This window comes from Actinokineospora sp. (genome assembly GCF_052390155.1).
In the GTDB taxonomy this organism is placed as follows: domain Bacteria; phylum Actinomycetota; class Actinomycetes; order Mycobacteriales; family Pseudonocardiaceae; genus Actinokineospora.
Genome location: NZ_JBQTHF010000075.1, coordinates 1 through 25,652 on the forward strand (window position 1 = coordinate 1; position 25,652 = coordinate 25,652).

Consider the following 25,652-nt stretch of genomic DNA (forward strand, 5'->3'; position numbering starts at 1 on the left):
CGGGATCAACCGGCTCAAACGCAACCGTGCCGTCGCCACCAGGTACGACAAACTCGCCGTCCGCTACGAGGCCACGGTCCACATCGCCACGATCAACGAGTGGCTACGACTTTGAGACACGGCCTAGATCCGGCACCACTGATCCAGACAGGGTCAGACTTCGTCGCACGGTGACTCACAACGGCGAAGCAAGGAATCCGGCGCCACACCCCGTCGACATAACGAGCAAGAGTGACGAGCAAGAGTGGCGTGCTTACGCTATCGGTGTGCTCATCGAGAAGCGGGCGCACGCGGGAATCCTGGACGGGTCGATCACCGTGCTGTTCCGGCGGTGGCGCACCCCGCAGGCCGTGCCGGGCCGTGTCTACCGGACTGCGGCAGGTCGAGTGGCGGTGGACGCGGTCGACAAGGTGGCGCCGGCGCGGATCACCAAGCGCGATGCGCGGGCGGCGGGCTATGGGTCCGCCGATGAGGCGCGGGCCGACCTGCGTGGGGACCCGGCCGACCCGGTCTACCGGGTGCGGCTGCGGCCCGCCGCCGGACCGGACCCGCGGGCTGAACTCGCGGCCGCCGCGGACCTCGACGGCGGCGAGATCGCCGCGATCGCCGCGCGGCTGGATCGGCTCGACCAGGCCGGCTCACACGGGCCGTGGACCCGGGTGACGCTGCGGTTGATCGAGGCGCGGCCAGCCACCCGCGCGCCCGATCTCGCCGCGTCGCTGGGGCGGGAGACGCAGCCGTTCAAGGTTGATGTGCGCAAGCTCAAGAACCTCGGCCTGACGCTGAGTCTGGAGGTCGGCTACCGGCTCTCCCCTCGCGGAACCGCCTTCCTGGCGGGCGCGGATGGTCCATAACTCCGCACTTATAGCTCTTTGGGATGAGCGGCGGCGCGTGGACTCACCCATAGTGAACTCACTGGACCATCCGCTGTAACCGGAGTCACACTATGACCGCACACCTCGTCGACCGGAAGCCGTTCGCGCTGGATATCACGCATCTGGGCGCGCTGCAGATGGTCGCGCGCGGCGAGGTCGGGGCGTACGGCACCGCCTCGGCCCTGCGGCACCGCACGGACGACCTGAGCGCGCTCCTGGTCAGCGCCCTGTTCACGTTGCGACGCGACGGTTTCGTCGGCTTCGACGACGCCGCCGACCCGCACGACGGCTGGGTTTCGGCGCGGCTGACGTCGGCGGGCAACCGGCTGCTCGACATCTGGTTGCGCCGCGGCCGCACCTCCCCCGACGACGCCGCGCGCACGCGCGACTGGTTCGTGCTGCTGCGCTGCGCCCAGCGCGGGGATCTCGGGATGACGCCGACCAATCAGGTCACCGACCGCGGCGCGCCGATCGAGGGCACGCTGGCCGAGCGGCTGCGGGAGTTGGTCAGCGCGGGCCACCTGGTGATCGGCGCCACCCGGGTGCGCGACTGCAAGCTGGTGACGCTGAGCGAGACCGGCCGGAAGCTCCACAACCGACTCGACTTGTCGCTGGCGAACCGATGAGGACCCCGCGCGGCGACGTGTGCTGGGGCACCAGCGCCACCTACCGCGGCCGGGCGCATCTGGTTCCGGGACCCGCGCGACGGGCCTGTGCGGCATGCCGGTGGACGCGCGCTTCGGTGGACCGCTGATGTGTCCAGAGTGCGGGAAAGCGTATGTCACGGCGGTATTCCCCACGCGGGCTGCTGCGCCCGACCTCCGGCACGAGGTCCGGCTGCGCGCCTAGCCGCCACCGGTGGCGGGGCGGCCCCCTGCGCCGCTCCGCCACCCTCTTCCGTCAGGTCCCGGACCGCCGGGGCGGTTCGCAGCAGGACACCGCGCACGGCGCGCCGTTGAGCGTGCACCCGCCGACCGGGAAGTCCGACAGCTTGCGCGGCTCGGCGCCGGTCAGGTGCTCGCGGACGAGGTCGACCACCAGCTCCGCGAACCGGGGGTCGGCGCCCGGCGTGCCCGCGCGGGCGAACGCCATGCCCAGTTCGGCGGCTTTCGCGGCGGCCTCGGTGTCGAGGTCCCAGACGACCTCCAGGTGGTCGCTGACGAACCCCACCGGGCACACGACAACCGCGCGGACGCCGTCGGCGTGCAGGGAGTCGAGGTGGTCGGCGATGTCCGGCGCCAGCCACGGAATCCGCGGCGGCCCCGACCGCGACTGCCACACCACGTCGTACTCGGGCACGCCCACCGCGGCCGCCACGAGCCGCGCGGCCTCCGCGACCTGGCGGGAGTAGCGCCGCCCGCCTTCCGAAGGCGGGCCGCCCGCGACGTCGGCCGCGTCGGGTACCGAGTGCGCGGTGAACACCAGCCGGTAGTCGGCGGGCACGGTCGCCGCCGCGGCGCGCACGGCGTCGGCGAACGCGGCGACGAACAGCGGGTGGTCGAAGAAGTGCCGCAGTTTCACCAGATCGGGTGCACTTGGGCCGGCGGCGGCCCGGGCCCGGGCGATGTCCTCGTCGTACTGGCGGCATGCCGAGTAGCCGCCGTACGCGCTTGTCGGGAACACCAGGGCGGAGCGCACGCCGTCGGCTGCCATCGTGGCCACGGTGTCCTCGGCCATCGGGTGCCAGTTGCGGTTGCCGAAGTAGACCGGCAGCTCGACGCCCTCGCGGGCCAACTCGGCGCGGACGGCGGCCATCGCCTCGCGGTTGAGCCGGTTGATCGGCGACACGCCACCAAAGTGCTGGTAGTGCTGTTCGACTTCGTCCAGCCGCTCCGGCGGCACGCCCCGGCCCCGGGTGACGTTCTCCAGGAACGGCCGGACGTCGGCCGGGGACTCGGGGCCGCCGAACGACAGCCACAGCAGCGCGTCGGTCATCCGGGCGGCGTCACATCCCGATCGCGTGCACGCCGCCGTCGACCCACACCATCGACCCGGTGGTCGCGGGCAGCCAATCGGACAGCAGCGCGCAGACCGACTTGGCCACCGGCGTCGCGTCGTTGACGTCCCAGCCGAGCGGCGCGCGTTCGGTCCAGGCGTTCTCCAGTTCGGCGAAGCCGGGGATGGACTTGGCGGCCATGGTGCGCACCGGTCCGGCGGCGACCAGGTTGACCCGGATGCCCCTGGGGCCGAGTTCGCGCGCGAGGTAGCGGTTGGTGGACTCGAACGCGGCCTTCGCCACGCCCATCCAGTTGTAGGCGGGCCAGGCGACCCTGGCGTCGAAGTCGAGCCCGACGATCGAGGAACCCGGGCCGAGCATCGGCAGCGCCGCCATGGCCAGCGACTTGAGCGAGTACGCCGAGACCTGCACCGCGACCGAGACGTCGGACCACGGCGCGTCGAGGAAGGGGGCGCCGAGGCAGCTCTGCGGGGCGAAGCCGATCGCGTGCACCACGCCGTCGAGTCCGTCGACGTGCTCGCCGACCCGGGCGGCCAGGGACGCGAGCTGTTCGTCGTCCTGCACGTCGAGTTCGACCACCGGCGCGGGCTCGGGCAGCCGCTTGGCGATCCGCTCGACCAGGCTGAGCCTGCCGAAGCCGGTCAGCACGACCTGGGCGCCCTGTTCCTGGGCCGCTTTGGCCACGTGGAAGGCGATGGACGCGTCGGTGATCACACCGGTGACGAGCAGGCGCTTGCCTTCGAGCAGTCCGGTCATCGCGGGGGTGTCCTCCTGGAAGCGCGATCCTGTACTGGGTGGTTTACCTGGCAGTGTCTCAGTGGCCCATGCCGAGGCCGCCGTCGACGGGCAGCAGCGCGCCGGAGATGTAGGCCGCGCCGTCGGAGGCGAGGAACGCCACGGCGGCGGCCACCTCGTCGGCCTGACCGTATCGTCCTGAGGGGACGGTGGCGATGATCTGCTTCTTGCGGTCCTCGGACACCCCGTCGGTCATGTCGGTGGCGATGAAGCCGGGCGCCACCACGTTCGCGGTGATGTTGCGGGAGCCCAGTTCGCGGGCGATCGAGCGGGCCATGCCGACCAGGCCGGACTTGCTGGCCGCGTAGTTGACCTGGCCGGGCGAGCCCATCATGCCGACGACGGAGGAGATGTAGACGATCCGCCCGAACCGCGCCCGGAGCATGTTCCGCGTCGCCCGTTTGGTGACCCGCCACGCGCCGGTGAGGTTCGCGTCGATGACCCGGGTGAACTGGTCCTCGCCCATGCGCATGAGCAGGGTGTCGTCGGTGATGCCCGCGTTGGCCACCAGGATCTCGACGGGTCCGTGCGCGTCCTCCACCTCGGTGAAGGCGGCGTCGACCGCGCCCGTGTCGGTGACGTCGCAGCGCACGCCGAACAGACCTTCCGGCGCGCCGGACCCCCGATGGGTGATGGCGACCTTGTCACCGTGGGCGACGAACGCCCGCGCGATGGCCAGCCCGATTCCCCGGTTGCCGCCCGTGACCAGTACCGACCGTCCCATTCCGCGCTCCGTCCGACTCCGCACACTTCGTTCGGAGCGAGGCTAGCGGGCTACCCTGACGTAACCCTTGCTGGGCCGACGCGCGGTTCGTCACAGAGCCACGCCACGAGTCCGGGAACGTGCACGGGCAGGTGCGGACCCGGGTTCTTGGAATCACGCACAGCGCCGAGCGACCCGATCACCTCGACACAGGCAGACTCCTGAGCGCTCGAACTGCTCTTGCGCCACCGCGATGTTGTCGACATCGTCACTCCCCCACTGCTCGGACACCGCCAGCGCTGCGGAGCCACGCCACCAACCCCGGAACGGGCACGGACAGGCGCGGACCAGGGTTCTTGGAATCACGCACAGCGCCGAGCGACCCGATCACCTCGACACAGGCAGAGTCCTGATTGCTCGACCTGCTCTTGCGCCACCGCGACATCGTCGACATCTAGTGATCCTCCATCTCGCTCGCGATCTTGGCGATCAGCCTAGCCGAATCCGCCTGCTCCATCGCCGCCCGCCGGATCTGGTTGGTCGCCGCCTTATAGGAGGTCACGCTGTCCTCGTCGTAGAGGAAAACCGATGATCGATGGTGTTCCAAGTGGACGATCGACGGCAGATCGGGAAAGTTGTAGAGGATGAACGGCCCGGCCAGCCCGGGATGCCAGTCATCGCCGATCTGGATCACCTGCACGGCGGCGAGACCGCTCGCCGACAGTGCGACGAGTTCCCGCAACTGTTCGGCCAGCACCTTTCCGCCACCGACACGTTGGCGCAGCGCCCACTCGCCGATCAGTGCCGTGAATTCGGCTGGCGGCCGAGCATCCCGCTCCTTGGTCAGGACGATTCGGCGCTCGCGCCGGATGTGCACGTGGGCTTCGATGTCCTTCGGCAGCAGTGAATCCTCCGCACCGATGATCGCCCGGGCGTAGTCCTCGGTTTGCAGCAATCCGGGAACAACCAACGGGCTCCATTCAATGATTTCGACGGCTGTCCGCTCGCATTCGCGCACGCCTGCCAGTCCAGGCGACACCTCTCGCGATCCGATGACCAGCCAGTTCGGGTCGGCGGCGCCGCGTGCCAATTCCAGGATCTCGTCGCGGGGCGCACCGGTCAGGCCGATGGCGGCGAGCATGGCCGAGACGTCCTCGGGGTGCGGCACCCGCTTGCCGGTCTCCCACTGCGAGATCGTCGTGTGCGACAACCCCAGGCGCCGCGACACCTCCCGCACACCGAAATTTGCCTCTGTTCGCGCGCGGCGCAAAGCCGAGGCGAGCGCGCGGGTACGCGGCGTACCTGCGGTGTCGGCCACGTTCCACGCGCTTCGACCCTTCAAATTCATGTCTGTGATCACCTCTGCGAGTCACGGTCACGGTTGCGGAAACACACCGTGACCAGGTCAGCTCGGTCCGTGACCATCATGCACCGGCGACGCGAAGCCGTTGCCAAAACTGCCCCAATACCCCCGTTCGAGTGGCAGCGCGGGGGTGAGCGACTGCACGGGATCGGCTATTCGATCTACCGCCCGTGCCTCGGTGACGAACTCGCCACCCTGTGCGGCGAGACCATCACGCTCACCCGCGAGGACTTCCGCAGACACCGCCGAGTGCCGACCTGCGTCGCGTGCGGCGACCAGTGGCGCGCCCACCTGAGGCGCGACCGGGCGACGAAATACCCGACCGACCATCGCATCAGGTAACCGAGCAATACACAACTGACGAGACCGAGAGGACACCACCGATGTCGACTCCCCACGCACTGTCGGCCACCCTTGACCTGGTGTCGGGACTGATCGAATTCCGCATCTTCGAGGATTTCCTGGAAATCACCGTCGGATCGGACAGTTCGACGATGAAAATAGACCTCAACCTGTCCGAACCCTGCGTGGCCACCCTCGCCTCGGTCTTCGAGCAGGCGCTGCCGATTCTGCGCGCGAATTCGGACCTGATCGAGGACGGCAGGCTCAAGGAGGTGATGTTCCCGCACGAGCACTGGGTGATGATCGGGGACACCTGGCAATTGGCGGTCGATTCCGGTTCGCCGGAACTGGCCCCAACCGCGTTTGACCCCCGCATTGACCAGCCCATGACGGTGCCGGTGAATACATGAATGCGACACCTCAGGGTGCGAGGCTGTGCGCGTGTCGGACCAGCGGTTCGGCGAGGTCCGGGTAGTCACCGTCGCCGATGCGGCGGAGCAGGCGGGCGATGACAGTGAGTTGGGCGATTCGACCGGTTGGGGAATCCAGGGCGTCGGCGAACACCGAGCGGACCTTGTCGGCGGCGGCGGGGACGAGCAGGCTGTAGCAGAACAGCGTCGCCGCGTCGGTGCCGGCAGGCCCCCGACCCCACAGTTCCCAGTCGAGCAACCCGAAGTGCGGATGGACGAGGTTCGACCAGTGCAGGTCGCCATGCACCGTCTCCCACTCCTCGACGGTGGTGTCGACGGCGGAACCGAATCGTTCCCGGATCCGCGCGGTGACCGCGTCCTGGTCGCTGTTGATCCGGTCGGTACTCGTCCGCGCGAGCGTGTCGAGGTTTCGCGCCAGGTCCGACCACCACTGGTCGGACAGCGCGGGCGGCGAGCGCAGGTCATCGGTCGGCGAACACACCTGCCCTGCCATGAGCGTCATCACTTCGGCGCGCTGCCTGCGGCCGTCATCCCATTCGTGGACGTCGAGAACGCGCGGCTTGGACACGTCGGCGATCTGATCGGCGTCGAGAGTTCCGGTCCACGAATCTCCTTGCGCCCACTGGGGTTCCTGCGAGACCACACGCAGCCAGCGTGGGCCGTGGTTGCCCACGGCGCGGGCGCTGATCGACCGGAGTCGCCAGCCGAACACCGGCTGTCCGCTGATCCGAAGATCGAAATGCCGCGCGGCGCGGTCGAGGTTGTCGCGCATCCAGGCGGCGAAATGCGCGTCCGCTCGCTCGGTGTTCACGAGTCGCTGAGGTGCCGCAGGTAGAAATTCGGATCATGAAGGTAGCGGCGCCAGTGGTCCACGAGTTCGAGCTTGTCCCACGTCGTCCGGTGAAAGCCCTGCTCGCCGATCTCGATGACGTCGGCGCCGGGTGTCGCGGCGAGGATCGGTGAGTTCGTCGCGCACACCACCTGGGCACCGCTCTCGCCCAGTTGGCGCATGAGCCCGACCAAACGCAGGCACGAGGTGAAGGACAGCGCGGCCTCGGGCTCGTCCATCAGATACAAGCCGGGCTCTCGGAACATAGCGGAGAACACCGTGAGAAATCCCTCTCCGTGGCTCATCCGCGAGGTGTCCTCATCCCGGTATCCGTCGCTACCCCTTGTCTCACCCTAGTGCCACCCTAACTCCCGCTATGACACTGCGTGCTCACCCGTGCGCAGCCTGTACGACGGACAAGGAGTCTCATGGCCTCCCGCACCAAGTTCGGGCTGCTGCCACTGCTTCTGGTGGTCGGCGCGATCGTGCTGTTCGGCGGCCAGATCCTCAACATGGCCGGGGATGTCTGAGAGGACATCACCGGCCAGGCCGGCGAGGAGTACGCCGCCGCGTCGGATGCCGAATCTCGGCTCAAGCAGTGCACGGCCGACCAGGTTCTGAGAGACAAGCGCTGTGGTGATCTCAAGGTCGTGGTCATCGACGCCGCCAAGATGCCGTTCATCGCTCGCAACATCAGCTTGGCCTGGGGTGAGGGTCGGCAGTCCATCCTGAACCGGGATGCCGACGACAACAACCGGGCAGCTCGCTACCGACAGAGCTGCCGGTCAGGCACGTACAAGAGGCAGTACCCGAAAGGCAGTTGCGACGAGTTCCAATTCGCTTCCAGCCGCCAGGGTGGCGACGGCGCCAGAGTCGAAGAAGTACCGTCACGGGAGCAGAGTTGCCAAGGTGGCACCCTCAGCACCTCGTACCGCTACCAGCAAATCAACGACGGGGACGAGTTCGTGGTCGTGATCGCAAACCCAGACAAGATCGCCAGCGAACCCTACGCAGGCGTGGACATCGCCAAGGAACAGTCATGCGGGATCTAGCCGAGCGCTACGCCTGGTTCGACCAGGCACGGGACATGGACATGACGCTGGCCGTCATCAGGGGCCACAGCGTCGGCGAAGTCGTGTCGCTCTACGGGGGAAACCCCGCAGAACCCGTTGACATGGTGCCGTTCCAACAAGCCTTTGTGTCCGAAGAGGACTTCGGCCGCTACTTCCATCTGCAAGTGAAGAGCCGGCCCGGCTACGTGGTGGCAATCGAGCCGAACGGCTGGAGCGGCAACGTCCCGGAGATCGCCCGCCGCGCCTCAGCCGGTGGTGGACACTTCTTCTCGGTGTACTGGAGTCCGTCCGCTTCCGGTGTGCTGCAAGCTATTGACGGCACAGTCACGGCCTGCTTCGACCCGGTGCTGTTCGACCCGACTGCAGAGTTTGACGTGAACCCCACCTGGGCAAGCGAAACCGACTTCGCAACCGTTGACCGTCTGCGTTCTACCTGCCTGACACTCCTCGAACAGCAGACCGGCCTTGCCGTGGAGCGTGCCTGGTTCGACGAGCCGCTGCCGACCTACCGCATCCCTGACCCAGACGAACTGCTCAAGAACGTCAAAGACGCCCGCCTGCCGTAACCGTGGAACTACGGGAGGCGCTGGCCGAACACCAGTGAGGTCGCGGCGGCGATCAGGGCGGCCAGGGTGCCGAGCATGAGCCATGGTCGGCTGGCGTCGGCTTCCTTGATCTCGTAGCCGATCTGTTCGCCGAGGGTGTCGTAGACGCTGCGGAGTTGTTCGGCCGTGGCGGCGCGGTAGAAATCGCCGCCGGAGAGGCTGGCGATCTCTTCCATGGCCACGTCGTCAACCGGGACCGCCTGGACTCGGCCCTCGATCTCGACCGTGCCGTCCTTGGTGCCGAACGCGATCGTGGTGATCGGGATCTTCCGGTCGGCGGACGCCTTCGCGGCGGTGAACGAGCCGCGTGGGTCGTCCTCGCGTTCGGTCGGGATGGTCTGCTTGCCGTCGGACATCAGGACGATTCGGGCGGGTGGGGGGCCCTCCGGTCCGCCGACGACGGCGGAGAAGCCCTCGATCGATTGCAGCGCCGCGAAAATGGCCTCGCCGGTGGCCGTCGACTGGGCGAGTTTGAGGTTGTCGATCGCCCGGGCCACGCCCTCGCGGTCGGTGGTCGGGGCGACCAGAACGGTGGCCGTGCCCGCGAAGGTGATCAACCCGAGGTTCACCCCGGGCGTGAGGCCCTGGACGAACGACTTCGCCGAGGTCTGCGCGGCCTTGAGCCGGTTCGGCGCGATGTCGGTGGACTCCATCGACAGCGACACGTCGATGACCAGCATGACCGTCGCCCGGTTGCGGGGGACCTTCTGCTCGGCGGTCGGGCCTGCCATCGCGGTGGTCAGCAGCATCAGCGCGAAGATCAGCACGGTGGCGGGCAGGTGCCGCAGCCAGGTCTGCCGCTTGGGCGCCACCTTCTCCAACAGCTCCAGGTTGGTGAACCGCAGCGTGCGCCTGCGCCGCATCCGCTGCACGAGCACGTACCCGACCGCGAGTCCGACGACCACGATCATCAGCAGGAACCACCACGGCGCGGAGAAGTTCCGCAGGCTCAGCGTCACGCCACTCCTCCCGACCAGCCGCGCTTGCGGGCGACGACGAAGCGGACGGTGTCGGCGATCCAGTCCGAGTCGGTGCGCAGCACCAGGTGGCCGCCGCCCGCACGACGGATTCCGGTGGCGACCGCGGCCCGGTGTTCGGCCGCGGCGGCGGCGAATTCCTTGCGCAGCAAGGGAGACGCGGTCAGCTCGCGCTGCCTGCCGCTCTCCGGGTCGGCGAGGACGACGGTGCCGACGTCGGGCAGGTCGACGTCGCGCGGGTCTACCACCTCGACCGCGATCAGCTCGTGGCGCACCGACAGCGCGCGCAGCGGGCGCTGCCAGTCGGTGTCGCCGAGGAAGTCGGAGATGACCACGGCGAGCCCCCGCCTGCGCGGCGGCCTGCGGAGCTGCTCGATGGCGTTGGCCAGATCGCCGCGGACGCCCTCGGGCGCGCGCGGGGTCTCGGCGACCCGGCGGACCAGGCCGCGCGCGTGCGCGAGCCCACCGCGGGCCGGGATTCGGACCATCCGCTCGCCGGTGGAGATCAGCGCGCCGACGCGGTTGCCGCCGCCGCGGGTGAGGTGGGCGATGGCGGCCACGGCGGCCACCGCGAGGTCGCGCTTCTCGCAGACGGCGGTGCCGAAGTCGAGACTCGCGGACAGGTCGACCACCAGCCAGGTCTCCAGTTCGCGGTCGGCGACCGTCTCGCGGATGTGCGGGACTGTCGTGCGCGCGGTGACCGCCCAGTCCATCCGACGCACGTCGTCGCCGGGCTGGTAGGGGCGGGCCTCGCCGGGCTCGGAACCGGGACCGGGCACCAGGCCCAGGTGGTTGCCCTGGAGCAGGCCGTCGAGCCTGCGCCGGACGTCGATCTCCAGCAGGCGCAGGCCCGCCTCCATCCGGTCGCCGCGCAGCACGGGCGGGGCCCAGTTCGGGTGCTCGCCCCCGGCGGGCCGGAACCTGCTCACGGCCTGCCGGCGACCCCGGCCGGCGTCGGGTGCCCGCCCGTGGCCGCCGGTCGCGCGGAGACCTGCGGCAGCGGGACGGTCTGCAGCACCCGGGAGATCATGTGCTCGATGGGCACGCCGTCGGCGAGCGCGTCGTAGGACAGCACGAGGCGGTGGCGCAGCACGTCGGGCACCACGTCCACGACGTCCTGCGGGAGCACGTAGTCACGGCCGCGCACCAACGCGAGCGCGCGGGCGGCGGCGACGATGCCGAGGCTGGCGCGCGGGGAGGCGCCGTAGGCGACCCAGCCCGCGACGTCGGTCAGGCCGTGGTCGGCCGGGGTGCGAGTGGCCAACACGAGCCGCACGGTGTAGTCGACCAGCGCGTGGTGCACGAACACCCGCGAGGCCACGCCCTGCAACCTGGTCAGCTCCTCGGGGCTGAGCACCTGGCTCGCCTCCGGCGGGCTCACGCCCATCCGGTAGACGATCTCGCGCTCCTCCTCGGCCGTCGGATACTCCACGATGATCTTGAAGAGGAACCGGTCGCGCTGGGCCTCGGGCAGCGGGTAGACGCCCTCGTTCTCGATCGGGTTCTGCGTGGCGAGCACCAGGAACGGGTCGGGCATGGGGAAGGTCTGCCCGCCGATGGACACGTGCCGCTCGGCCATGACCTCCAGCATCGCCGACTGCACCTTGGCGGGCGCGCGGTTGATCTCGTCGGCGAGGACGAAGTTGGCCACCACCGGGCCCAGTTCGACGTCGAAGCGCTCGGTGCTCTGCCGGTAGATGCGGGTGCCGAGGATGTCGGCGGGCACCAGATCGGGGGTGAACTGCACGCGCGAGAACGAGCCGCCGACCACCCGGGCGAACGTCTCCACCGCGAGGGTCTTCGCCACCCCGGGCACGCCCTCCAGCAGCAGGTGCCCCTTGGCCAGCAGCCCGACGAGCATCCGTTCGACCAGCCGGTCCTGCCCGACGATCACCCGCTTGACCTCGAACACGGTGCGTTCGAGCAGTTGCGCGTCGCGTGCGGGCGTGCCGCTCTCGCTCAGCTCGGCCTGCCCAGGCTCGGTCACCGGCACACTCCTCCTCAGCACAACAAACTCGGCACAACGAATTCGCCACAACAGCAGTCCACCGGGGTACAGCCAACCGGACGGGCGGTGTGAGCCCTGTGAACTCACCTGGTGAAGCGCGCGAGGTCGGCCGACGTGTCGAGGTCGGCGGCCGAACCGTCCAGGTCGGACAGCCGCGCCGGGCCGAGTCCGCCGAGCACCCGGCGCAGGGCCGCGCCCTCGGGCCGCGCGGGCAAGGCGGTCCGCAGCAGCCCGATCGGCCACGCACTGAGCAGCCACTGGTCGCGGCCCGCGCCGTCGACCAGCACGACGCCCGACCCGCCCGGGGCTTCGCGCAGCCTGCGCACCGTCGCGGCGGTCACGGCGGGCAGGTCGGCGGCCAGCAGCACGACCAGAGTGTCCGATGTGGACTCGGCGAGCGCGGCGACACCCGCCGCGAGCGCCGCGACGGGACCCGACCCGGGCTCGTCCTCACGCGTCCACCGCACGGGCGTGGCCGTCGGCCGCCGAGGGCCGACGACGATCACCTGGTCGGCGCCTGACACCGCGTGCAGCGCCGTGGCCAGCAGGCTTCGCCCGCCGACGACCAGCGCGGGCTTGTCGACCCCGCCGAGCCGGTCGCCCCGGCCGCCCGCGAGCACGATCGCGGCCCAGGCTGCACCCATGCGGTCGAGTCTATGGCTCGCCGATAGGCGAGGTCGGCGGCCGAGGTCGAGCAGCGTGACCGTGGTGACCTCGGTGACGTAGCGGTCGGCGAGCAGGACGGTCGTGTGGCGACAGCGCGGGAACCCGCGGACTCCCCAACACCCGATCCGCAGAATCCACCAGTCGGGACAAGACCCGACTGACGGCAACGCGGGTCCTTCGGTTGTCGAACGCCGATTCTGCGGCGAATATCACGATTCGAGCCCGTGTCTGCCCGGTTATCGGAAACACGCGGATGCGTGGATAGACTGCCTGGCATGCCGAATCCGCGGACCACCGCGGCGGCGAGTCCGACCAAGGTCAGCAACGGTCGCCTCGGTCAAGTCCGCACGTGGCCGTCGAGATCCCGGAGGCGTGAATGTCCCGTCCTGTCCGCGCGTTGGCCCTGGTCGCCGCCCTGTCGCTGGTCGGGTGCGGCAGCGAGGCCGCCACGCCGCCACCGACCTCGACCGGCGTCACCGGGGACATCACCGTGTTCGCCGCCGCGTCGCTGACCGAGTCGTTCACCAAGCTGGGCAAGGACTTCGAGGCCGCCAACCCGGGTGTCAAGGTCACCTTCAACTTCGCCGCCAGTTCCGCGCTGGCCCAGCAGATCAACCAGGGCGCCCCCGCCGACGTGTTCGCCGCCGCCGCCCCGGCCAACATGAAGCAGGTCACCGACGCGGGCGCGGTGACCGACAGCCCGGTCACCTTCGTGCGCAACCGGCTGCAGATCGCCGTGCCGAAGGGCAACCCCGGCAAGGTCACCGGACTGGTCGACTTCGGCAAGGCCGAACTCAAGATCGCGCTGTGCACGGAGAAGGTGCCCTGCGGCGCCGCGGCGAAGAAGGCGCTGGAGATCGCGGGCGTCACCGCCCGGCCCGACACCCTGGAACAGGACGTCAAGGCGGCGCTGACCAAGGTCCGGCTCGGCGAGGTCGACGCGGCGCTGGTCTACCGGACCGACGTCAAGGCGGCGGGCGACGAGGTCGAGGGGATCGAGTTCCCGGAGGCCGACAAGGCCGTCAACGACTACCCGATCGCCGCGACCGCGAAGGCGCCGAACGCCGCGGGCGCCAAGGCGTTCGTCGACTACATCCGGTCCGCGAAGGGCCGAACGGTCTTGAGCGAAGCCGGTTTCGACGCTCCGTGACCCGAACCGTCCGCGGACGCAACCCACGGGGACGGCTCCCGGTCGTTCTCGTGGTGCCCGCGCTGATCGGGCTGGCGTTCCTGGTCCTCCCGCTGGCCGGACTGATCGCGCGGGCGCCCTGGCGCACGCTGCCCGGCCAACTGTTCAGCGCCGAGATCGGCGAGGCCCTGCGGCTGTCGCTGGTGTGCGCGAGCCTGGCCACGGCCATCTGCCTGGTGCTCGGCGTCCCGCTCGCCTGGCTGCTCGCGCGCGGCGACCTGCGCGGCCGCGGCCTGCTGCGCGCGCTGGTCACGGTGCCGCTGGTGCTCCCGCCGGTCGTCGGCGGCGTCGCGCTGCTGCTGGTGCTGGGCAGGCGCGGGCCGATCGGGCAGTACCTCGACGCCTGGTTCGGCATCACCCTGCCGTTCACCACCGCGGGCGTCGTGGTGGCCGAGGCGTTCGTGGCGATGCCGTTCCTGGTGATCTCGGTGGAGGGCGCCCTGCGCGCGGCCGACCCCCGCTACGAAGAAGCCGCGGCCACGCTCGGGGCGTCGCGCCGGCTGACGTTCTGGCGGGTGACGCTGCCCTCGATCGCGCCGGGCATCGTCGCCGGGACAGTGCTCTGCTGGGCCCGCGCGCTCGGCGAATTCGGTGCCACCATCACCTTCGCCGGCAATTTCCCCGGCGAGACCACGACCATGCCGCTGGCGGTCTACCTCGCGCTGGAGTCCGACCCGGACGCCGCGATCGTGCTGAGTATCGTCCTGCTGGTGGTGTCCGTCGCCGTCCTGGCCAGCCTGCGCGACCGGTGGATCAGCGGCGCGACATGACCCTGGACGCCGACCTCCGGGTCACTCGCGACGCCGCGTTCCGGCTCGACCTGCCGCTGACGATCGCGCCCGGCGAGGTGGTCGCGCTGCTGGGCCCCAACGGCGCGGGCAAGACCACCGCGCTGCGCGTCCTCGCGGGCCTGCTTCCGTTGACCGGGGGCCACATCCGGCTCGACGACCAGGTGTGGGACGAGCCGCCCGCCGTGCTCGTCCCGGCCGAGCGCCGCCCGATCGGCGTGGTGTTCCAGGACTACCTGCTGTTCAACCATCTGTCCACACTGGACAACGTGGCGTTCGGCCTGCGCGCCCGCGGCATGGACCGCGCGGGGGCCCGCGCCCGCGCGCTGGACTGGATCGACAAGGTCGGCCTGGCCAGTCACGCGCACGCCCGGCCGCGGTCACTGTCCGGCGGCCAGGCCCAGCGCGTCGCGCTCGCCCGTGCCCTGGTGACCCAGCCTGCGCTGCTGCTGCTCGACGAACCCCTGGCCGCGCTCGACGCGGGCACCAAGCTGCACATCCGCGCCGAACTGGGCCGACACCTGGCGGCCTACGACGGCCACACGCTGCTGGTCACCCACGACCCGCTCGACGCCATGGTCCTCGCCGACCGACTGGTCATCGTCGAACACGGCCGCGTCGTGCAGGAGGGCACGCCCACCCAGGTCGCCCGGCAGCCGCGGACCGACTACATCGCCCACCTCGTCGGCCTCAACCTGCACCGGGGCCGGGCCGAGGGCACCGTGGTCCACCTCGACAGCGGCGGGACGCTCACCATCGCCGAGCCTGCCACCGGCCCCGTGCACGTCGCGTTCTCCCCCGCCGCCGTGAGCCTGCACCCCGACCGGCCCACCGGCAGTCCCCGCAACACCTGGCCGGTGACGGTCGCGGCGGTCGAGCAGCACGCGCACACCGTCCGCGTGCACCTCGACGGCGCCCCCTCCGTGCACGCCGACGTCACCGCCGCCGTGGTCGGCGAACTGCGCCTCGTGCCGGGAACCCGGCTCTGGGCGGCGCTCAAGGCCACCGAGACGCGGACGTACTCCACCTGAAACGAATCTCACTGGAGAACGACTCAACCCGAGTCGGCCCGGGCGGCGGTGCCAGGATGGCGGCATGCTGGAGATCAGTGCGCTGCGCCCGCCCGACCGCGCGGGGTGGGAAGTCCTGGCGCGCGCCTACAAGGCGTTCTACGAGACCGCCGTGCCGGACGCGGATTACGAGCGGACGTGGCAGCGGCTGCTGCGCGCCGACGAGCTGCACGGTGTCGCCGCGCGGATCGACGGGAGCGTGGTCGGCATCGCGCACTTCCTGTTCCACGCCAACGTCTGGTCGACCGGAGCTTGCTATCTGCAGGACCTCTACGTCGACGAGGCGGCGCGCGGTCGAGGAGCGGCACGCGGGCTGATCGAGCAGGTAGCCGAGGTGTCGCGCGAGCGCGGGATGCCTCGGCTGTACTGGCACACCAAGCAGGACAACGCCCGCGCCCGCGCGCTGTACGACCGGGTGGCCCAGTTCCACGGCTTCCTCTGCTACGTCTATCCGATGTGACGCACCAGCAGGCAGGTTCGCCTGCTGGGGTGCTCCACCTCGGGATGTGGATCGCGGTCGAGGCGGGCCACGACCGCCAGACCGGCGGCGGCCAGCGTCTCCGCCTCCGCGACGGGGTCGAGGAACCGGAAGGTCAGGTCCACATGGTGGCCCCACCAGTCGGCCGGCTTCTTCGCCTCGCCGGTCGGGATCTCGGCGTCGCTCGTGTGGAAGGCGATCAGCGCGTGCCCGCCGGGACGGAGGACTCGGGCGAACTCCGCGTAGGCCGCGGCACGTTGCGCGGGGTCGAGGTGGATGACCGCGTACAGGCACACGAGGCCCGCCACGGCCCGCGACCGGATCGGCAGCGCGGTCATGTCCGCCGCGCAGACCGAGACACCAGTGGTCCGCCGGGCGGCCGCACACATCGCGGGCGACAGGTCCATGCCGACGACCGGAACGCCTCGGGCGGCGAGGAACGCGGCTGCCTGCGCGGGCCCGCAGCCCACATCGAGGACGGGCCCGCCCGCGGCGAACTCGGCGAAGGCGTCCAGCAGCGCGCGGTCCAGCGGCTTGTGCCGCAGCTCGCCGCCGAACTCGGCGGCGTAACGGTCGGCCACCACGTCGTAGCTCCGCCGCGTCGCCGCAGTCATATCGCGGTGAGTCGCCGACATGCGGTCGAACAGTAGCCGTTCGCGGCACCACCGCTAACGGATAGTCCAGATGTGGTCTAATGATGCGTATAGTCCAGATCTGGACTATACGCAGTGAGGAGCGGCGGATGAGCGGCAGCGCGGGCCGGAAAGCCGTGGGGTACCTGGCGCGTGACCTCGTCACTTCGCCGAACAGCTTCGCCAAACCCAAAGCGGTGCTGACCGCGAAACCGCCAGGGCTCGGCGAGGCGGCGCCGACCCTGCCGATCCTCGACGGCGGGCCCGCCGTCGTCGCGTTCCTGCGCCACATCGGCTGCCCGTTCGCCGAAGCCACCCTGCGACACCTGGCCGGTCTGAGCGCGACCGAGGGGATCCACAACCGGCGGGCCAACGGCAGCCGGTGGCAGAGCGCGGGCACCTTCGCCGTGACCGACGGCACGATCCGGTGGCGCCACCTGCCCGCGCACGCGGGCGACCTGCCCCCGCTCGACGAGGCCGTCGCCGCCGCACTGCGCGGTCGCGCCGAATGACCGGCGACCTGGCCGAGTCGGAGTTCGTCGTGCTCGCCCTGCTGGCCGAAGGCGAGACGCACGGCTACGAGATCCGCAAGCTCGTCACCAAGCGGGGATTCCGGCTCTGGACCCGATTGCGCCGATCGAGCATCTACAACGCGCTCGCCCACCTGGACGATCGCGGCCTGATCCGCGTCCGCGTGACGATCCACAAGGGACACACGCGAAAGATGTACCGGATCACCGAGCACGGTACGGACACGCTGCGGGCCGAGGGCCTGCGCCGCCTCGCCGACCCGGCCCACCCGCGCAACGAACTCGACCTCGGCGTCTACGTCCTGCCGTTCCTCGCCGAACCCGAGGCCCGGCAGGCGATCGCGGACGGCCTCGGCACACTCAGGGCCCGCCGCGAGTTCCTCGCCGAGCAACTCGCGTGGTGTCGGGAACGAGACCTACGCCTGCCCGCGCTGGCGTTCGAGCGGCCGCTGCTCGCCCTGACCGCGGAGATCGACTGGCTCGAACGCGTCGCGGCGGACTACGCGAGCGGCGGCGCGTGCCCCGGCGGATGGGCCGAGTTCATCGACCCCGACCACCGCGGCAGCTCAGAGCAGGCGGGTGGCGTAGGGGACGATGCCGCCGTAGCGGACCGGGGCGATTCGGACCCGTGAGCCGGAGTACGGCGCCTCGACCATCTGCCCGTTGCCGATGTACATCGCGACGTGGTGGATGCGGCCACCGGTTGACCAGAACAGCATGTCGCCGGGGGCCATCTGGTTCAGCGGGACCCGGCGGCCCGAGGTGGCCTGGTAGCCGCTGTAGTGCGGGAGGCGGATGCCGACGCCCGCGTACGCGTAGATCATCAGGCCGGAGCAGTCGAAGCCGACCCGGTTGTAGTCGCCGAAGCTGTCGGCCACGCCGCCGTCGCGGATGCCGCGGGTGGGGCCGCTGCCGTTGCCCCCGCCCCACGCGTACTGCACGCCGAGCTGGGACAGGGCTCGGTCGATGACGACCTTGACCGACTTGCCCGCCACCGGACGCACCGCCGGGCGCGGGCCACCGCCACCGCCGTTGGCCGCCGCGGCGGCTGCCGCGTTCTGCTCGTCCTCGCGCTGCTTGGCCGCGCGCCAGTCGCGGTAGCGCTGGCGCTGGTTCTCCAGGCCGCCGACCCTGGCCTGCGCGGCGTCGAGTTGGCGCTCGTAGTCGGCGCGGGCCGCCTCCAGCTCCTGGGACTTGCCCGCCTGCTCGCGCTGGGCCTGCTGGGCCGACGCCGTGGCCGCGTCGGCGGTGTGCTTGGCCTGTTCGGCCTCGGCCTGCCGCTTGGTGGCCTCGTCCAGGGCGGAGCGGGCGAGGGAATCCTTGTTGGCCTTGGTGGTGCGGGCGCGCTCCATCGACTCCAACGCGTCGAGTTCGCTGCCGCTGATCGCGTTGAGCAACTGCGCCCTGGCCAGCAGGTCCTCCGGGCTCTTGGCACCCAGGTACGCCGAGACCGAGCCCACGGTGGTGCCCTGCTTGTAGCTGCCCGCGGCGAAGTCGTCGAGCTGCGCGCGCGCGTCGTCGATCGCCTCGCCCGCGCTGTCGGACTCGCGGCGGGCGGCCTCGGCGTCGGCCTTGGCCTTGGCCGCGATCTCCCGCGCGGTCTCCAGGTCGACCAGCGCCTTGTTGGCGTCCTCCATCTTGGCCTCGACCTCGGCCTGCAATTGCAGGAGCCGGGATTCGGCCTGCGCGAGCTGGTTGGTCAGCTCACCCACCTTGCCCGCCTTGGCTTTCGCGACGGCGCGGCCGGAGTCCAATTCGGAATCACTCGGGTTCGGCGGCGGCGGCGGGACCGCCGCGGCCGTGCCCGTGCCCGCCATCAGCAACACGAGCGAACACGTCGCCGCGATCAGGCCCCAGGACCGGCCACGTCCGTTCGGCACGACTCCCCACCCTCCAGTCGGGACGGCTCCCCCCGTCCACTTCGCTGAGCAGGACCGACTGTGCCACTTGGACACACCACGCACCAGCCGTAACAGGGGAAACTTACTCACCTCGGGCCACATTCACCCCGAGAGACACGCTGGGTAACACGAATCGGGCTTCGACGGTTCGACAATGGACAGTCGGCGTCACCCGGTCGGGGCGCTGTGATCACCGCGGCGCGCGGCTGCGAGCATGGTCGGGTGCCAGATCGAACGACGTCGCTGCGAATCGCCGCGGCGGCCACCGCCGCGCTCGGCCTCGCGACCGTCGTCGCGGGCATGTTCCTGCCCTGGTTCCGGTCGGGCGCGGTGCTGCGCGACAGCTTCCAGCTCATCGGCGTGATCCAGACCCTGGGGTTCCTCCGCGGCCAGACGCTGGAACTGCTGCTCTACGCCTGGTACGGGATGATCCCGGTGGTGACGCTGAGCATCGTGGCGTACGCGTTCGGCTTGCATCGCACGTCGGCAACGATTTGCGTCATTCTCGCGATAATCACCGGAACCATTTCCGGTGGCGCTAGCGTCGAAAGTGGTGGCGAGGACAGCCCGCTCGGCATCGCCGGTACCGGACCGACAGTCACACTCATCGGCTCGGCGCTGGCCTTGGTGGGGGCCTTGGGCATCTTCGTGGGCAGGCGCAGGAGCGCGAGCAGGATCGCAGGAGGGGAACCGTGACCTATCCAGGTTCAGGCGGCCAGTGGCAGCCGAACGACCCGTATCAGCAGCAAGGCGGTCCGGGTAGCGGACCGTTCCCCGCTCAGCCCGGCTACCCGCAGCAAGGCGGCTACCCCCAGCAGGGTGGCTACCCCCAGCCCGGTTACCAACAGCAGGGCGGCTACCCGCAGACCGGACCGCAGCCGACCCAGGCGTACGGCCAGCCCGCGTACGGCCAGCCCGGCTATGACCAGCCCGGCTATGACCAGCCCGGTTACGACCAGCAGGGCTACGGCCAGCCGCAGTACGGCGGCCAGGGCTACGGCTACCCGGCGCCGCCGTCCGCGCCCCGCAAACGCAAGGGCTTGATCATCGGCACCGTGGTCGCGGTGCTCGCCGTGGCCGCGGGGGCGGGCTTCACGGTGTGGGCGCTCAACCGCGGGTCGACCCAGGCCGGCGCGGACAACCCGACGGCGGCGGCGACCAGCCTGGTCAACGCCATCGGCCAGGGCGACGTAGCGGGCGTGCTCACCATGCTCGCCCCCGCCGAGCGCGACCTGATGACCACGCTGAACTCCGAGACCACCAAGGAACTGCAGCGCCTGCAGGTCTACAAGAGCGACGTCGACCCGAACAAGATCGAGGGCTTCGAGCTCAAGACCGAGGGCCTGGTGTTCGAAGAGTCGGCCGCGGAGAAGGTCAACGACCACCTGACCATCACCAAGCTGGTCGCGGGCAAGATCACCATCAGCTCGGACGCGAGCAAGCTGCCCTTCACCGAAGAGTTCATCGACCTCGCATTCCCGCGCGGGATGAACGCCAAGCCGCAGACCGAGACCGTCGACGTCGCCGAGATCGTCAAGGACAACAAGGGCGAGCCGATCAGGATCGCCACGGTCAAGGTCGACGACCAGTGGTACCCCAGCCTCTTCTACACCTTCGCCGACTACGGGCTGGCCGAGGAGAAGATGGAGTGGCCGAAGCAGGCCATCGCCGCCAAGGGCGCGGCCACCCCGGGCGACGCCGTGCGGGAGATGGCCGAGGCCGCGCTCGCCGCGGACCTGGAGCGGGTCATCGAACTGCTCCCGCCGGGCGAGATGGGCGTGCTGCACGACGTGGGCCCCGCGCTGATCGAGGCCGCGGGCAAGCCGAAGCCCGCGCCGGTGAAGATCCTCAAGCTGGAGACCGAGACCGTCGAGGTCGAGGGCGCCACCAAGGTGCTGCTCAAGGAGTTCGAGGCCGAATCCGAGGGCGAGCGCGTCCGCGTCACCAAGGACGGCGAGTGCTACGCCGCCGAGGTCGAGGGCGAGCGCGAGCAGTTCTGCGCCGACGACCTGGCGCAGCAGATCGGCGGCAAGCGGATGGACCCGGACGCCAAGCAGGCGCTGACCAACCTGGTCAAGGGCATGATCGCGAACACCGGAGTGGTGACCACCGAGGCCGACGGCAAGTGGTACGTCAGCCCGATCCGCTCGCTGACCGACATCCAGGTCACCGCGCTCAAGAGCCTCAACCCCGAGGACATCAAGGCGCTGTTCAAGCTGGTCAAGTAGCCCGCGCGAAGGCCGCCGCCCCGGTCGGGCGGCGGCCTTCGCCGTGCTCAGGTCAGCTCGGCGACGAACTCCAGCCGGTTGCCCACCGAGTCGTCGGTGTGGAAGCGGCGCAGGCCCGGGGTCTCCGCGGGGTCGGCCCAGCGCACCTCGTGGCCCGCCGCCGCGACGGCCGCGGCCACCGCGTCGACGTCGGCGACGAACGCGGGATGGGCCTTGCGCGCCGCGCGGAAGTCGGCCTCCACGCCCACGTGCAGTTCCCCGTCCGGCCCGCCGACGCCGGGCACCCGAAACCAGCACCCGCCGCGCGCGGCCAGCACCGCGGGTTTGGGCAGCTCCGCCCAGCCGAGCACACCGGTGTAGAACGCCCGGATGCCGTCCTCGCTGCCCGGTGGGCAGGCGATCTGCACGTGATGGATCACATTCTCCTCCTCGGCGGGTCCCCTTGAAGCCTAATACAGGACAAGCGTACTGTTAGATCCGTGAGGCCGTCTCGGGCCGCCCCGAGCGGGTGCGCGAGACTCACCCTCGAACCGAACTGACTTTGCGCCGCCACTGGAGTTGGACCGTGACCACACCGAGTTCCGTGCCCCCGGGCACTAGCGACAGCTTCGGCGCCCGCGCCACCCTGACCGTCGGCGACGCCTCCTACGAGGTGTTCCGACTCGACGCGGTGCCGGGGGCCGAGCGCCTGCCGTACAGCCTGAAGATCCTGCTGGAGAACCTGCTCCGCACCGAGGACGGGCTGAACATCACCGCCGACCACGTGCGCGCCCTGGCGGACTGGGACCCGGCGGCCGAGCCGTCGACGGAGATCCAGTTCACCCCCGGCCGCGTGGTCATGCAGGACTTCACCGGGGTGCCGTGCGTCGTCGACCTCGCCACCATGCGCGAGGCGGTCACCCAACTCGGCGGCGACCCGACCAAGGTCAACCCGCTGGCACCCGCCGAGCTGGTCATCGACCACTCGGTCATCGCCGATGTCTTCGGCCGCCCGGACGCCTTCGAGCGCAACGTGGAGCTGGAGTACGAGCGCAACCGGGAGCGCTACCAGTTCCTGCGCTGGGGCCAGACCGCGTTCGACGAGTTCAAGGTCGTCCCGCCGGGCACCGGCATCGTGCACCAGGTCAACATCGAGCACCTCGCGCGCGTTGTCATGGTGCGCAACGGGCAGGCGTACCCCGACACGCTCGTCGGCACCGACTCGCACACCACCATGGTCAACGGCCTGGGCGTGCTGGGCTGGGGCGTGGGCGGCATCGAGGCCGAGGCGGCGATGCTCGGCCAGCCGGTGTCGATGCTGATCCCGCGGGTCGTCGGCTTCAAGCTGCACGGCGAGCTGCCCGCGGGCGCCACCGCGACCGACCTGGTGCTGACGATCACCGAGATGCTGCGCGAGCTGGGCGTGGTCGGCAAGTTCGTCGAGTTCTACGGCTCCGGCGTGTCCGCCGTGCCGCTGGCCAACCGCGCCACCATCGGCAACATGAGCCCGGAGTTCGGCTCCACCGCGGCGATCTTCCCGATCGATGCCGAGACCATCGACTACCTCAAGTTCACCGGCCGCTCGGCCGAGCACGTGGCGCTGGTCGAGGCGTACGCCAAAGCACAAGGTCTCTGGCACAGTGTCGACTCTTCGGAGCCGGTGTTCTCCGAGTCCCTGGAGCTGGACCTGGCGACCGTGGTGCCCTCGATCGCTGGGCCGAAGCGCCCGCAGGACCGCATCGAGCTGACCGACGCGCGCGACGCTTTCCGCGTGGCGCTGGGAAGTTACGCCACCGACGCCCCGGAGTCCACTGTGGACGAGGCGGCGAAGGAGTCCTTCCCGGCCAGCGACTCCCCCGCGCCCGCCGCGAGCGGCAACGGCTCGGCGGGCAAGCCGTTCGACTACCACTCGGCCGCCGCGGGCGCCGAGGGCCGCACCAGCAGGCCGACCACGGTCACCCTCGACGGCGCCACCTTCGAGATCGACCACGGCGCGGTGGCGATCGCGGCCATCACCTCCTGCACCAACACGTCCAACCCGTCGGTGATGATCGGCGCGGCGCTGCTGGCGAAGAAGGCCGTGCAGCGCGGCCTGGAGCGCAAGCCGTGGGTGAAGACCACGCTGGCGCCGGGGTCCAAGGTCGTCATGGACTACTACGACCGGGCCGGGCTGACCCCGTACCTGGACAAGCTGGGCTTCAACCTGGTCGGCTACGGCTGCACCACGTGCATCGGCAACTCGGGCCCGCTGCAGGAGGAGATCTCCGCCGCGGTGCAGGAGGCCGACCTCGCCGTCGTGTCCGTGCTGTCGGGCAACCGCAACTTCGAGGGCCGGATCAACCCGGACATCAAGATGAACTACCTGGCCTCGCCGCCGCTGGTGGTGGCCTACGCGCTGGCCGGGTCGATGGACATCGACATCACCACCCAGCCGCTGGGCATCGGGTCGGACGGGCAGCCGGTGCACCTGGCCGACATCTGGCCGACGCCGCAGGAGATCTCGGACACGATCACGGCGGCGCTGTCCGCGGAGAGCTTCGCCGAGAGCTACAAGGACGTGTTCACCGGCGATGAGCGCTGGCAGTCGCTGCCCACGCCGACCGGCAAGACCTTCGAGTGGGACCCCGAGTCCACCTACGTGCGCAAGCCCCCGTACTTCGACGGCATGGAGATGAAGCCCGCGCCGGTCACCGACGTCTCCGGCGCGCGAGTGCTGGCGCTGCTGGGCGATTCGGTCACCACCGACCACATCTCGCCCGCGGGCGCGATCAAACAGGACTCGCCCGCGGGCGGCTACCTCACCGAGCACGGCGTGGACCGCAAGGACTTCAACTCCTACGGGTCCCGGCGCGGCAACCACGAGGTGATGATCCGCGGCACGTTCGCGAACATCCGGCTGCGCAACCTGCTGCTCGACAGCGAAAACAACGGCGCAGGGGTCCAGGGCGGCTACACCCGCGACTTCACCGCGGGCGGCGAACAGGCGTTCATCTACGACGCCGCACAGCACTACGCGGCGGCGGGCATCCCGCTGGTCGTGTTGGCGGGCAAGGAATACGGCTCGGGTTCCTCGCGCGACTGGGCGGCGAAGGGCACCTCGCTGCTGGGTGTGCGGGTGGTGATCGCGGAGTCCTTCGAGCGCATCCACCGGTCGAACCTGATCGGCATGGGCGTGCTGCCGCTGCAGTTCCCGGCGGGCGAGACCGCCGTGTCGCTGGGCCTGGACGGCACGGAGACCTTCGACTTCGCGGGCGTCACCGTACTCAACGACGGCGAGACCCCGCGCACGGTCAAGGTCACCGCCACCCGCGACGGGTCCACTGTGGACTTCGACGCGGTGGTACGGATCGACACCCCGGGCGAGGCCGACTACTACCGCAACGGCGGCATCATGCAGTACGTCCTGCGCAAAATGGTCAACGGCTGATGCGGAACGGGGGTCGACCGGGGCAGGGCGACCCCCGTTCCGTCCGTTGTGGACTGTCCAGATGAGCACTGTACTGCTGGCGGCGGGCCTGATCGTGCTGATCGGATCGGTCGTGCAGGGCACGATCGGTTACGGACTCAACCTGATCGCCGGCCCGCTGCTCGCCCTGCTCGACCCGATGCTGGTGCCGGTCCCGGTGCTGCTGGTGGCGTGCGTGCAGGCCACCATGGCGATGGTGCGCGAACACGGCTCGGTGCACTGGGGCGGCGTCGGCTGGGCGATGCTGGGACGGCTCCCCGGCAACGTGCTCGGCCTACTTGCGCTGTCCCTGCTGCCATTGGCGGGATTCAACGTCGTGATAGGACTGTCGGTGCTCGTCTGCGTGGCGCTGTCGCTGGTCACCTGGACACCCCGGCCGACCCCGCCGAGCCTGGTGATCGCGGGCACCGCGTCGGGCGCGTTCGGCACGGTGTCCTCGATCGGCGGACCGCCGATCGCCCTACTGTACCAACACCAGTCCGGCCCGACGGTGCGGGGGACGCTGGGGGCGTACTTCCTGCTGGCCTCGGTGTCGTCGATCACCACGCTCGCGATCGCGGGCCGCGTCGAACAGCGACACCTGCTGGCGGCGGCGGTGCTGGTGCCGTTCATGCTGGTCGGGTTCGCGGTTTCCGGGCCACTGCGCCGATATCTGCACGGCGGGCGGGTGCGCACGGGGGTGCTGGTGGTAGCGGCGGCGAGCGCGATCGTCCTCATCGGACGGAGCCTGCTCGGCGCCTGAGCCACGGGTATCGACCACAGCCACC

The 25,652-nt window shown here is 70.3% G+C and carries 31 protein-coding genes; 16 read left to right on the forward strand and 15 right to left on the reverse strand.

What is annotated here, in order from left to right:
* Positions 1–266: 266 nt before the first annotated feature.
* Positions 267–854, forward strand: a complete 588-nt coding sequence (locus ACT4N7_RS24565; protein WP_444831201.1) for a hypothetical protein — start codon at positions 267–269, stop codon at positions 852–854.
* A 92-nt stretch (positions 855–946) separates the two neighbouring features.
* Entirely contained in the window at positions 947–1,501 is a 555-nt protein-coding gene (locus ACT4N7_RS24570) for a hypothetical protein (RefSeq protein WP_444831202.1), read from the forward strand.
* 274 nt (positions 1,502–1,775) lie between these two features.
* On the opposite strand, the gene ACT4N7_RS24575 is transcribed toward ACT4N7_RS24570, so the two are convergent.
* The 6 genes from ACT4N7_RS24575 to ACT4N7_RS24600 are packed head-to-tail and all read right to left on the reverse strand — an operon-like array spanning position 1,776 to position 5,690.
* A complete protein-coding gene (locus ACT4N7_RS24575) occupies positions 1,776–2,810 on the reverse strand; it encodes a ferrochelatase (protein WP_444831203.1) in 1,035 nt (344 codons plus the stop codon).
* Positions 2,811–2,820: 10 nt separating this feature from the next.
* Positions 2,821–3,588 (reverse strand): enoyl-ACP reductase FabI, encoded by a 768-nt coding sequence (gene fabI / locus ACT4N7_RS24580; protein ID WP_444831204.1) that lies wholly within the window; start codon positions 3,586–3,588, stop codon positions 2,821–2,823.
* A gap of 58 nt (positions 3,589–3,646) precedes the next feature.
* On the reverse strand, positions 3,647–4,351 hold the full coding sequence (gene fabG / locus ACT4N7_RS24585) for a 3-oxoacyl-ACP reductase FabG (protein ID WP_444831205.1): 705 nt from the start codon (positions 4,349–4,351) through the stop codon (positions 3,647–3,649).
* A gap of 50 nt (positions 4,352–4,401) precedes the next feature.
* Positions 4,402–4,596, reverse strand: a complete 195-nt coding sequence (locus ACT4N7_RS24590; protein ID WP_444831206.1) for a DUF397 domain-containing protein — start codon at positions 4,594–4,596, stop codon at positions 4,402–4,404.
* 2 nt (positions 4,597–4,598) lie between these two features.
* Positions 4,599–4,784 (reverse strand): DUF397 domain-containing protein, encoded by a 186-nt coding sequence (locus ACT4N7_RS24595; RefSeq protein WP_444831207.1) that lies wholly within the window; start codon positions 4,782–4,784, stop codon positions 4,599–4,601.
* Complete coding sequence (locus ACT4N7_RS24600; protein WP_444831208.1) at positions 4,785–5,690, reverse strand: helix-turn-helix domain-containing protein; 906 nt, start codon at positions 5,688–5,690, stop codon at positions 4,785–4,787. It abuts the gene before it with no gap.
* 66 nt (positions 5,691–5,756) lie between these two features.
* On the opposite strand from ACT4N7_RS24600, the gene ACT4N7_RS24605 reads away from it, so the two are divergent.
* Entirely contained in the window at positions 5,757–6,035 is a 279-nt protein-coding gene (locus tag ACT4N7_RS24605) for a zinc finger protein (RefSeq protein ID WP_444831237.1), read from the forward strand.
* Between the two features lie 80 nt (positions 6,036–6,115).
* Complete coding sequence (locus ACT4N7_RS24610) at positions 6,116–6,445, forward strand: hypothetical protein (RefSeq protein WP_444831209.1); 330 nt, start codon at positions 6,116–6,118, stop codon at positions 6,443–6,445.
* A gap of 10 nt (positions 6,446–6,455) precedes the next feature.
* Here ACT4N7_RS24610 and ACT4N7_RS24615 read toward each other — a convergent pair whose 3' ends face one another.
* Positions 6,456–7,277 (reverse strand): phosphotransferase, encoded by an 822-nt coding sequence (locus tag ACT4N7_RS24615; RefSeq protein ID WP_444831210.1) that lies wholly within the window; start codon positions 7,275–7,277, stop codon positions 6,456–6,458.
* On the reverse strand, positions 7,274–7,534 hold the full coding sequence (locus ACT4N7_RS24620) for a hypothetical protein (RefSeq protein ID WP_444831211.1): 261 nt from the start codon (positions 7,532–7,534) through the stop codon (positions 7,274–7,276). The genes ACT4N7_RS24615 and ACT4N7_RS24620 overlap by 4 nt, the downstream gene beginning before the upstream one ends.
* Positions 7,535–7,945: 411 nt before the next feature.
* Between ACT4N7_RS24620 and ACT4N7_RS24625 the strand changes: the two genes are divergently transcribed.
* Positions 7,946–8,347, forward strand: coding sequence for a NucA/NucB deoxyribonuclease domain-containing protein (locus ACT4N7_RS24625; RefSeq protein ID WP_444831212.1), 402 nt, complete (start codon positions 7,946–7,948; stop codon positions 8,345–8,347).
* On the forward strand, positions 8,335–8,934 hold the full coding sequence (locus tag ACT4N7_RS24630; RefSeq protein ID WP_444831213.1) for a hypothetical protein: 600 nt from the start codon (positions 8,335–8,337) through the stop codon (positions 8,932–8,934). The genes ACT4N7_RS24625 and ACT4N7_RS24630 overlap by 13 nt, the downstream gene beginning before the upstream one ends.
* Positions 8,935–8,942: 8 nt before the next feature.
* Here ACT4N7_RS24630 and ACT4N7_RS24635 read toward each other — a convergent pair whose 3' ends face one another.
* From ACT4N7_RS24635 to mobA, 4 genes are all read right to left on the reverse strand, one after another.
* Positions 8,943–9,926: a VWA domain-containing protein gene (locus ACT4N7_RS24635; protein WP_444831238.1), complete on the reverse strand. Its 984-nt coding sequence runs from the start codon at positions 9,924–9,926 to the stop codon at positions 8,943–8,945.
* Positions 9,927–9,928: 2 nt separating this feature from the next.
* The gene (locus ACT4N7_RS24640) at positions 9,929–10,810 is read right to left on the reverse strand and encodes a DUF58 domain-containing protein (RefSeq protein ID WP_444831239.1); all 882 of its coding nucleotides are present in this window, start codon (positions 10,808–10,810) and stop codon (positions 9,929–9,931) included.
* A gap of 65 nt (positions 10,811–10,875) precedes the next feature.
* Positions 10,876–11,937, reverse strand: a complete 1,062-nt coding sequence (locus ACT4N7_RS24645; RefSeq protein WP_444831214.1) for an AAA family ATPase — start codon at positions 11,935–11,937, stop codon at positions 10,876–10,878.
* Positions 11,938–12,041: 104 nt separating this feature from the next.
* Positions 12,042–12,602, reverse strand: coding sequence for a molybdenum cofactor guanylyltransferase (gene mobA, locus ACT4N7_RS24650; protein ID WP_444831215.1), 561 nt, complete (start codon positions 12,600–12,602; stop codon positions 12,042–12,044).
* Positions 12,603–13,000: 398 nt separating this feature from the next.
* Here mobA and modA point away from each other — a divergent pair, with 398 nt between their 5' ends.
* The 4 genes from modA to ACT4N7_RS24670 all read left to right on the forward strand — a co-directional run bounded on the left by modA (position 13,001) and on the right by ACT4N7_RS24670 (position 16,131).
* Positions 13,001–13,774 carry a molybdate ABC transporter substrate-binding protein gene (modA, locus tag ACT4N7_RS24655; RefSeq protein WP_444831216.1) on the forward strand — a complete coding sequence of 258 codons (774 nt, stop codon included), beginning with the start codon at positions 13,001–13,003 and terminating at the stop codon, positions 13,772–13,774.
* On the forward strand, positions 13,771–14,583 hold the full coding sequence (gene modB / locus ACT4N7_RS24660) for a molybdate ABC transporter permease subunit (RefSeq protein WP_444831217.1): 813 nt from the start codon (positions 13,771–13,773) through the stop codon (positions 14,581–14,583). Before modA ends, modB begins: the two co-directional genes overlap by 4 nt.
* Positions 14,580–15,632 (forward strand): ABC transporter ATP-binding protein, encoded by a 1,053-nt coding sequence (locus ACT4N7_RS24665; RefSeq protein WP_444831218.1) that lies wholly within the window; start codon positions 14,580–14,582, stop codon positions 15,630–15,632. Before modB ends, ACT4N7_RS24665 begins: the two co-directional genes overlap by 4 nt.
* Before the next feature lie 64 nt (positions 15,633–15,696).
* The gene (locus ACT4N7_RS24670) at positions 15,697–16,131 is read left to right on the forward strand and encodes a GNAT family N-acetyltransferase (RefSeq protein WP_444831219.1); all 435 of its coding nucleotides are present in this window, start codon (positions 15,697–15,699) and stop codon (positions 16,129–16,131) included.
* On the opposite strand, the gene ACT4N7_RS24675 is transcribed toward ACT4N7_RS24670, so the two are convergent.
* Positions 16,119–16,763, reverse strand: coding sequence for a class I SAM-dependent methyltransferase (locus tag ACT4N7_RS24675; protein ID WP_444831220.1), 645 nt, complete (start codon positions 16,761–16,763; stop codon positions 16,119–16,121). The genes ACT4N7_RS24670 and ACT4N7_RS24675 overlap by 13 nt on opposite strands.
* A 128-nt stretch (positions 16,764–16,891) precedes the next feature.
* Between ACT4N7_RS24675 and ACT4N7_RS24680 the strand changes: the two genes are divergently transcribed.
* Together ACT4N7_RS24680 and ACT4N7_RS24685 are read left to right on the forward strand one after the other, a co-directional pair.
* Positions 16,892–17,293 (forward strand): hypothetical protein, encoded by a 402-nt coding sequence (locus ACT4N7_RS24680; protein WP_444831221.1) that lies wholly within the window; start codon positions 16,892–16,894, stop codon positions 17,291–17,293.
* The gene (locus ACT4N7_RS24685; protein WP_444831222.1) at positions 17,290–17,943 is read left to right on the forward strand and encodes a PadR family transcriptional regulator; all 654 of its coding nucleotides are present in this window, start codon (positions 17,290–17,292) and stop codon (positions 17,941–17,943) included. The genes ACT4N7_RS24680 and ACT4N7_RS24685 overlap by 4 nt, the downstream gene beginning before the upstream one ends.
* Here ACT4N7_RS24685 and ACT4N7_RS24690 read toward each other — a convergent pair.
* Entirely contained in the window at positions 17,878–19,191 is a 1,314-nt protein-coding gene (locus ACT4N7_RS24690; RefSeq protein ID WP_444831223.1) for an NlpC/P60 family protein, read from the reverse strand. The genes ACT4N7_RS24685 and ACT4N7_RS24690 overlap by 66 nt on opposite strands.
* Positions 19,192–19,398: 207 nt before the next feature.
* On the opposite strand from ACT4N7_RS24690, the gene ACT4N7_RS24695 reads away from it, so the two are divergent.
* Both ACT4N7_RS24695 and ACT4N7_RS24700 read left to right on the forward strand, forming a co-directional pair.
* Complete coding sequence (locus tag ACT4N7_RS24695) at positions 19,399–19,908, forward strand: hypothetical protein (protein WP_444831224.1); 510 nt, start codon at positions 19,399–19,401, stop codon at positions 19,906–19,908.
* Positions 19,905–21,440, forward strand: a complete 1,536-nt coding sequence (locus ACT4N7_RS24700; protein WP_444831225.1) for a flagellar basal body protein FliL — start codon at positions 19,905–19,907, stop codon at positions 21,438–21,440. Before ACT4N7_RS24695 ends, ACT4N7_RS24700 begins: the two co-directional genes overlap by 4 nt.
* 47 nt (positions 21,441–21,487) lie before the next feature.
* On the opposite strand, the gene ACT4N7_RS24705 is transcribed toward ACT4N7_RS24700, so the two are convergent.
* Positions 21,488–21,859, reverse strand: coding sequence for a glyoxalase (locus ACT4N7_RS24705; RefSeq protein ID WP_444831226.1), 372 nt, complete (start codon positions 21,857–21,859; stop codon positions 21,488–21,490).
* 164 nt (positions 21,860–22,023) lie between these two features.
* Here ACT4N7_RS24705 and ACT4N7_RS24710 point away from each other — a divergent pair, with 164 nt between their 5' ends.
* Both ACT4N7_RS24710 and ACT4N7_RS24715 read left to right on the forward strand, forming a co-directional pair.
* The gene (locus ACT4N7_RS24710; protein ID WP_444831227.1) at positions 22,024–24,846 is read left to right on the forward strand and encodes an aconitate hydratase; all 2,823 of its coding nucleotides are present in this window, start codon (positions 22,024–22,026) and stop codon (positions 24,844–24,846) included.
* Between the two features lie 61 nt (positions 24,847–24,907).
* Positions 24,908–25,627: a sulfite exporter TauE/SafE family protein gene (locus ACT4N7_RS24715; protein WP_444831228.1), complete on the forward strand. Its 720-nt coding sequence runs from the start codon at positions 24,908–24,910 to the stop codon at positions 25,625–25,627.
* Positions 25,628–25,652 lie beyond the last annotated feature (25 nt).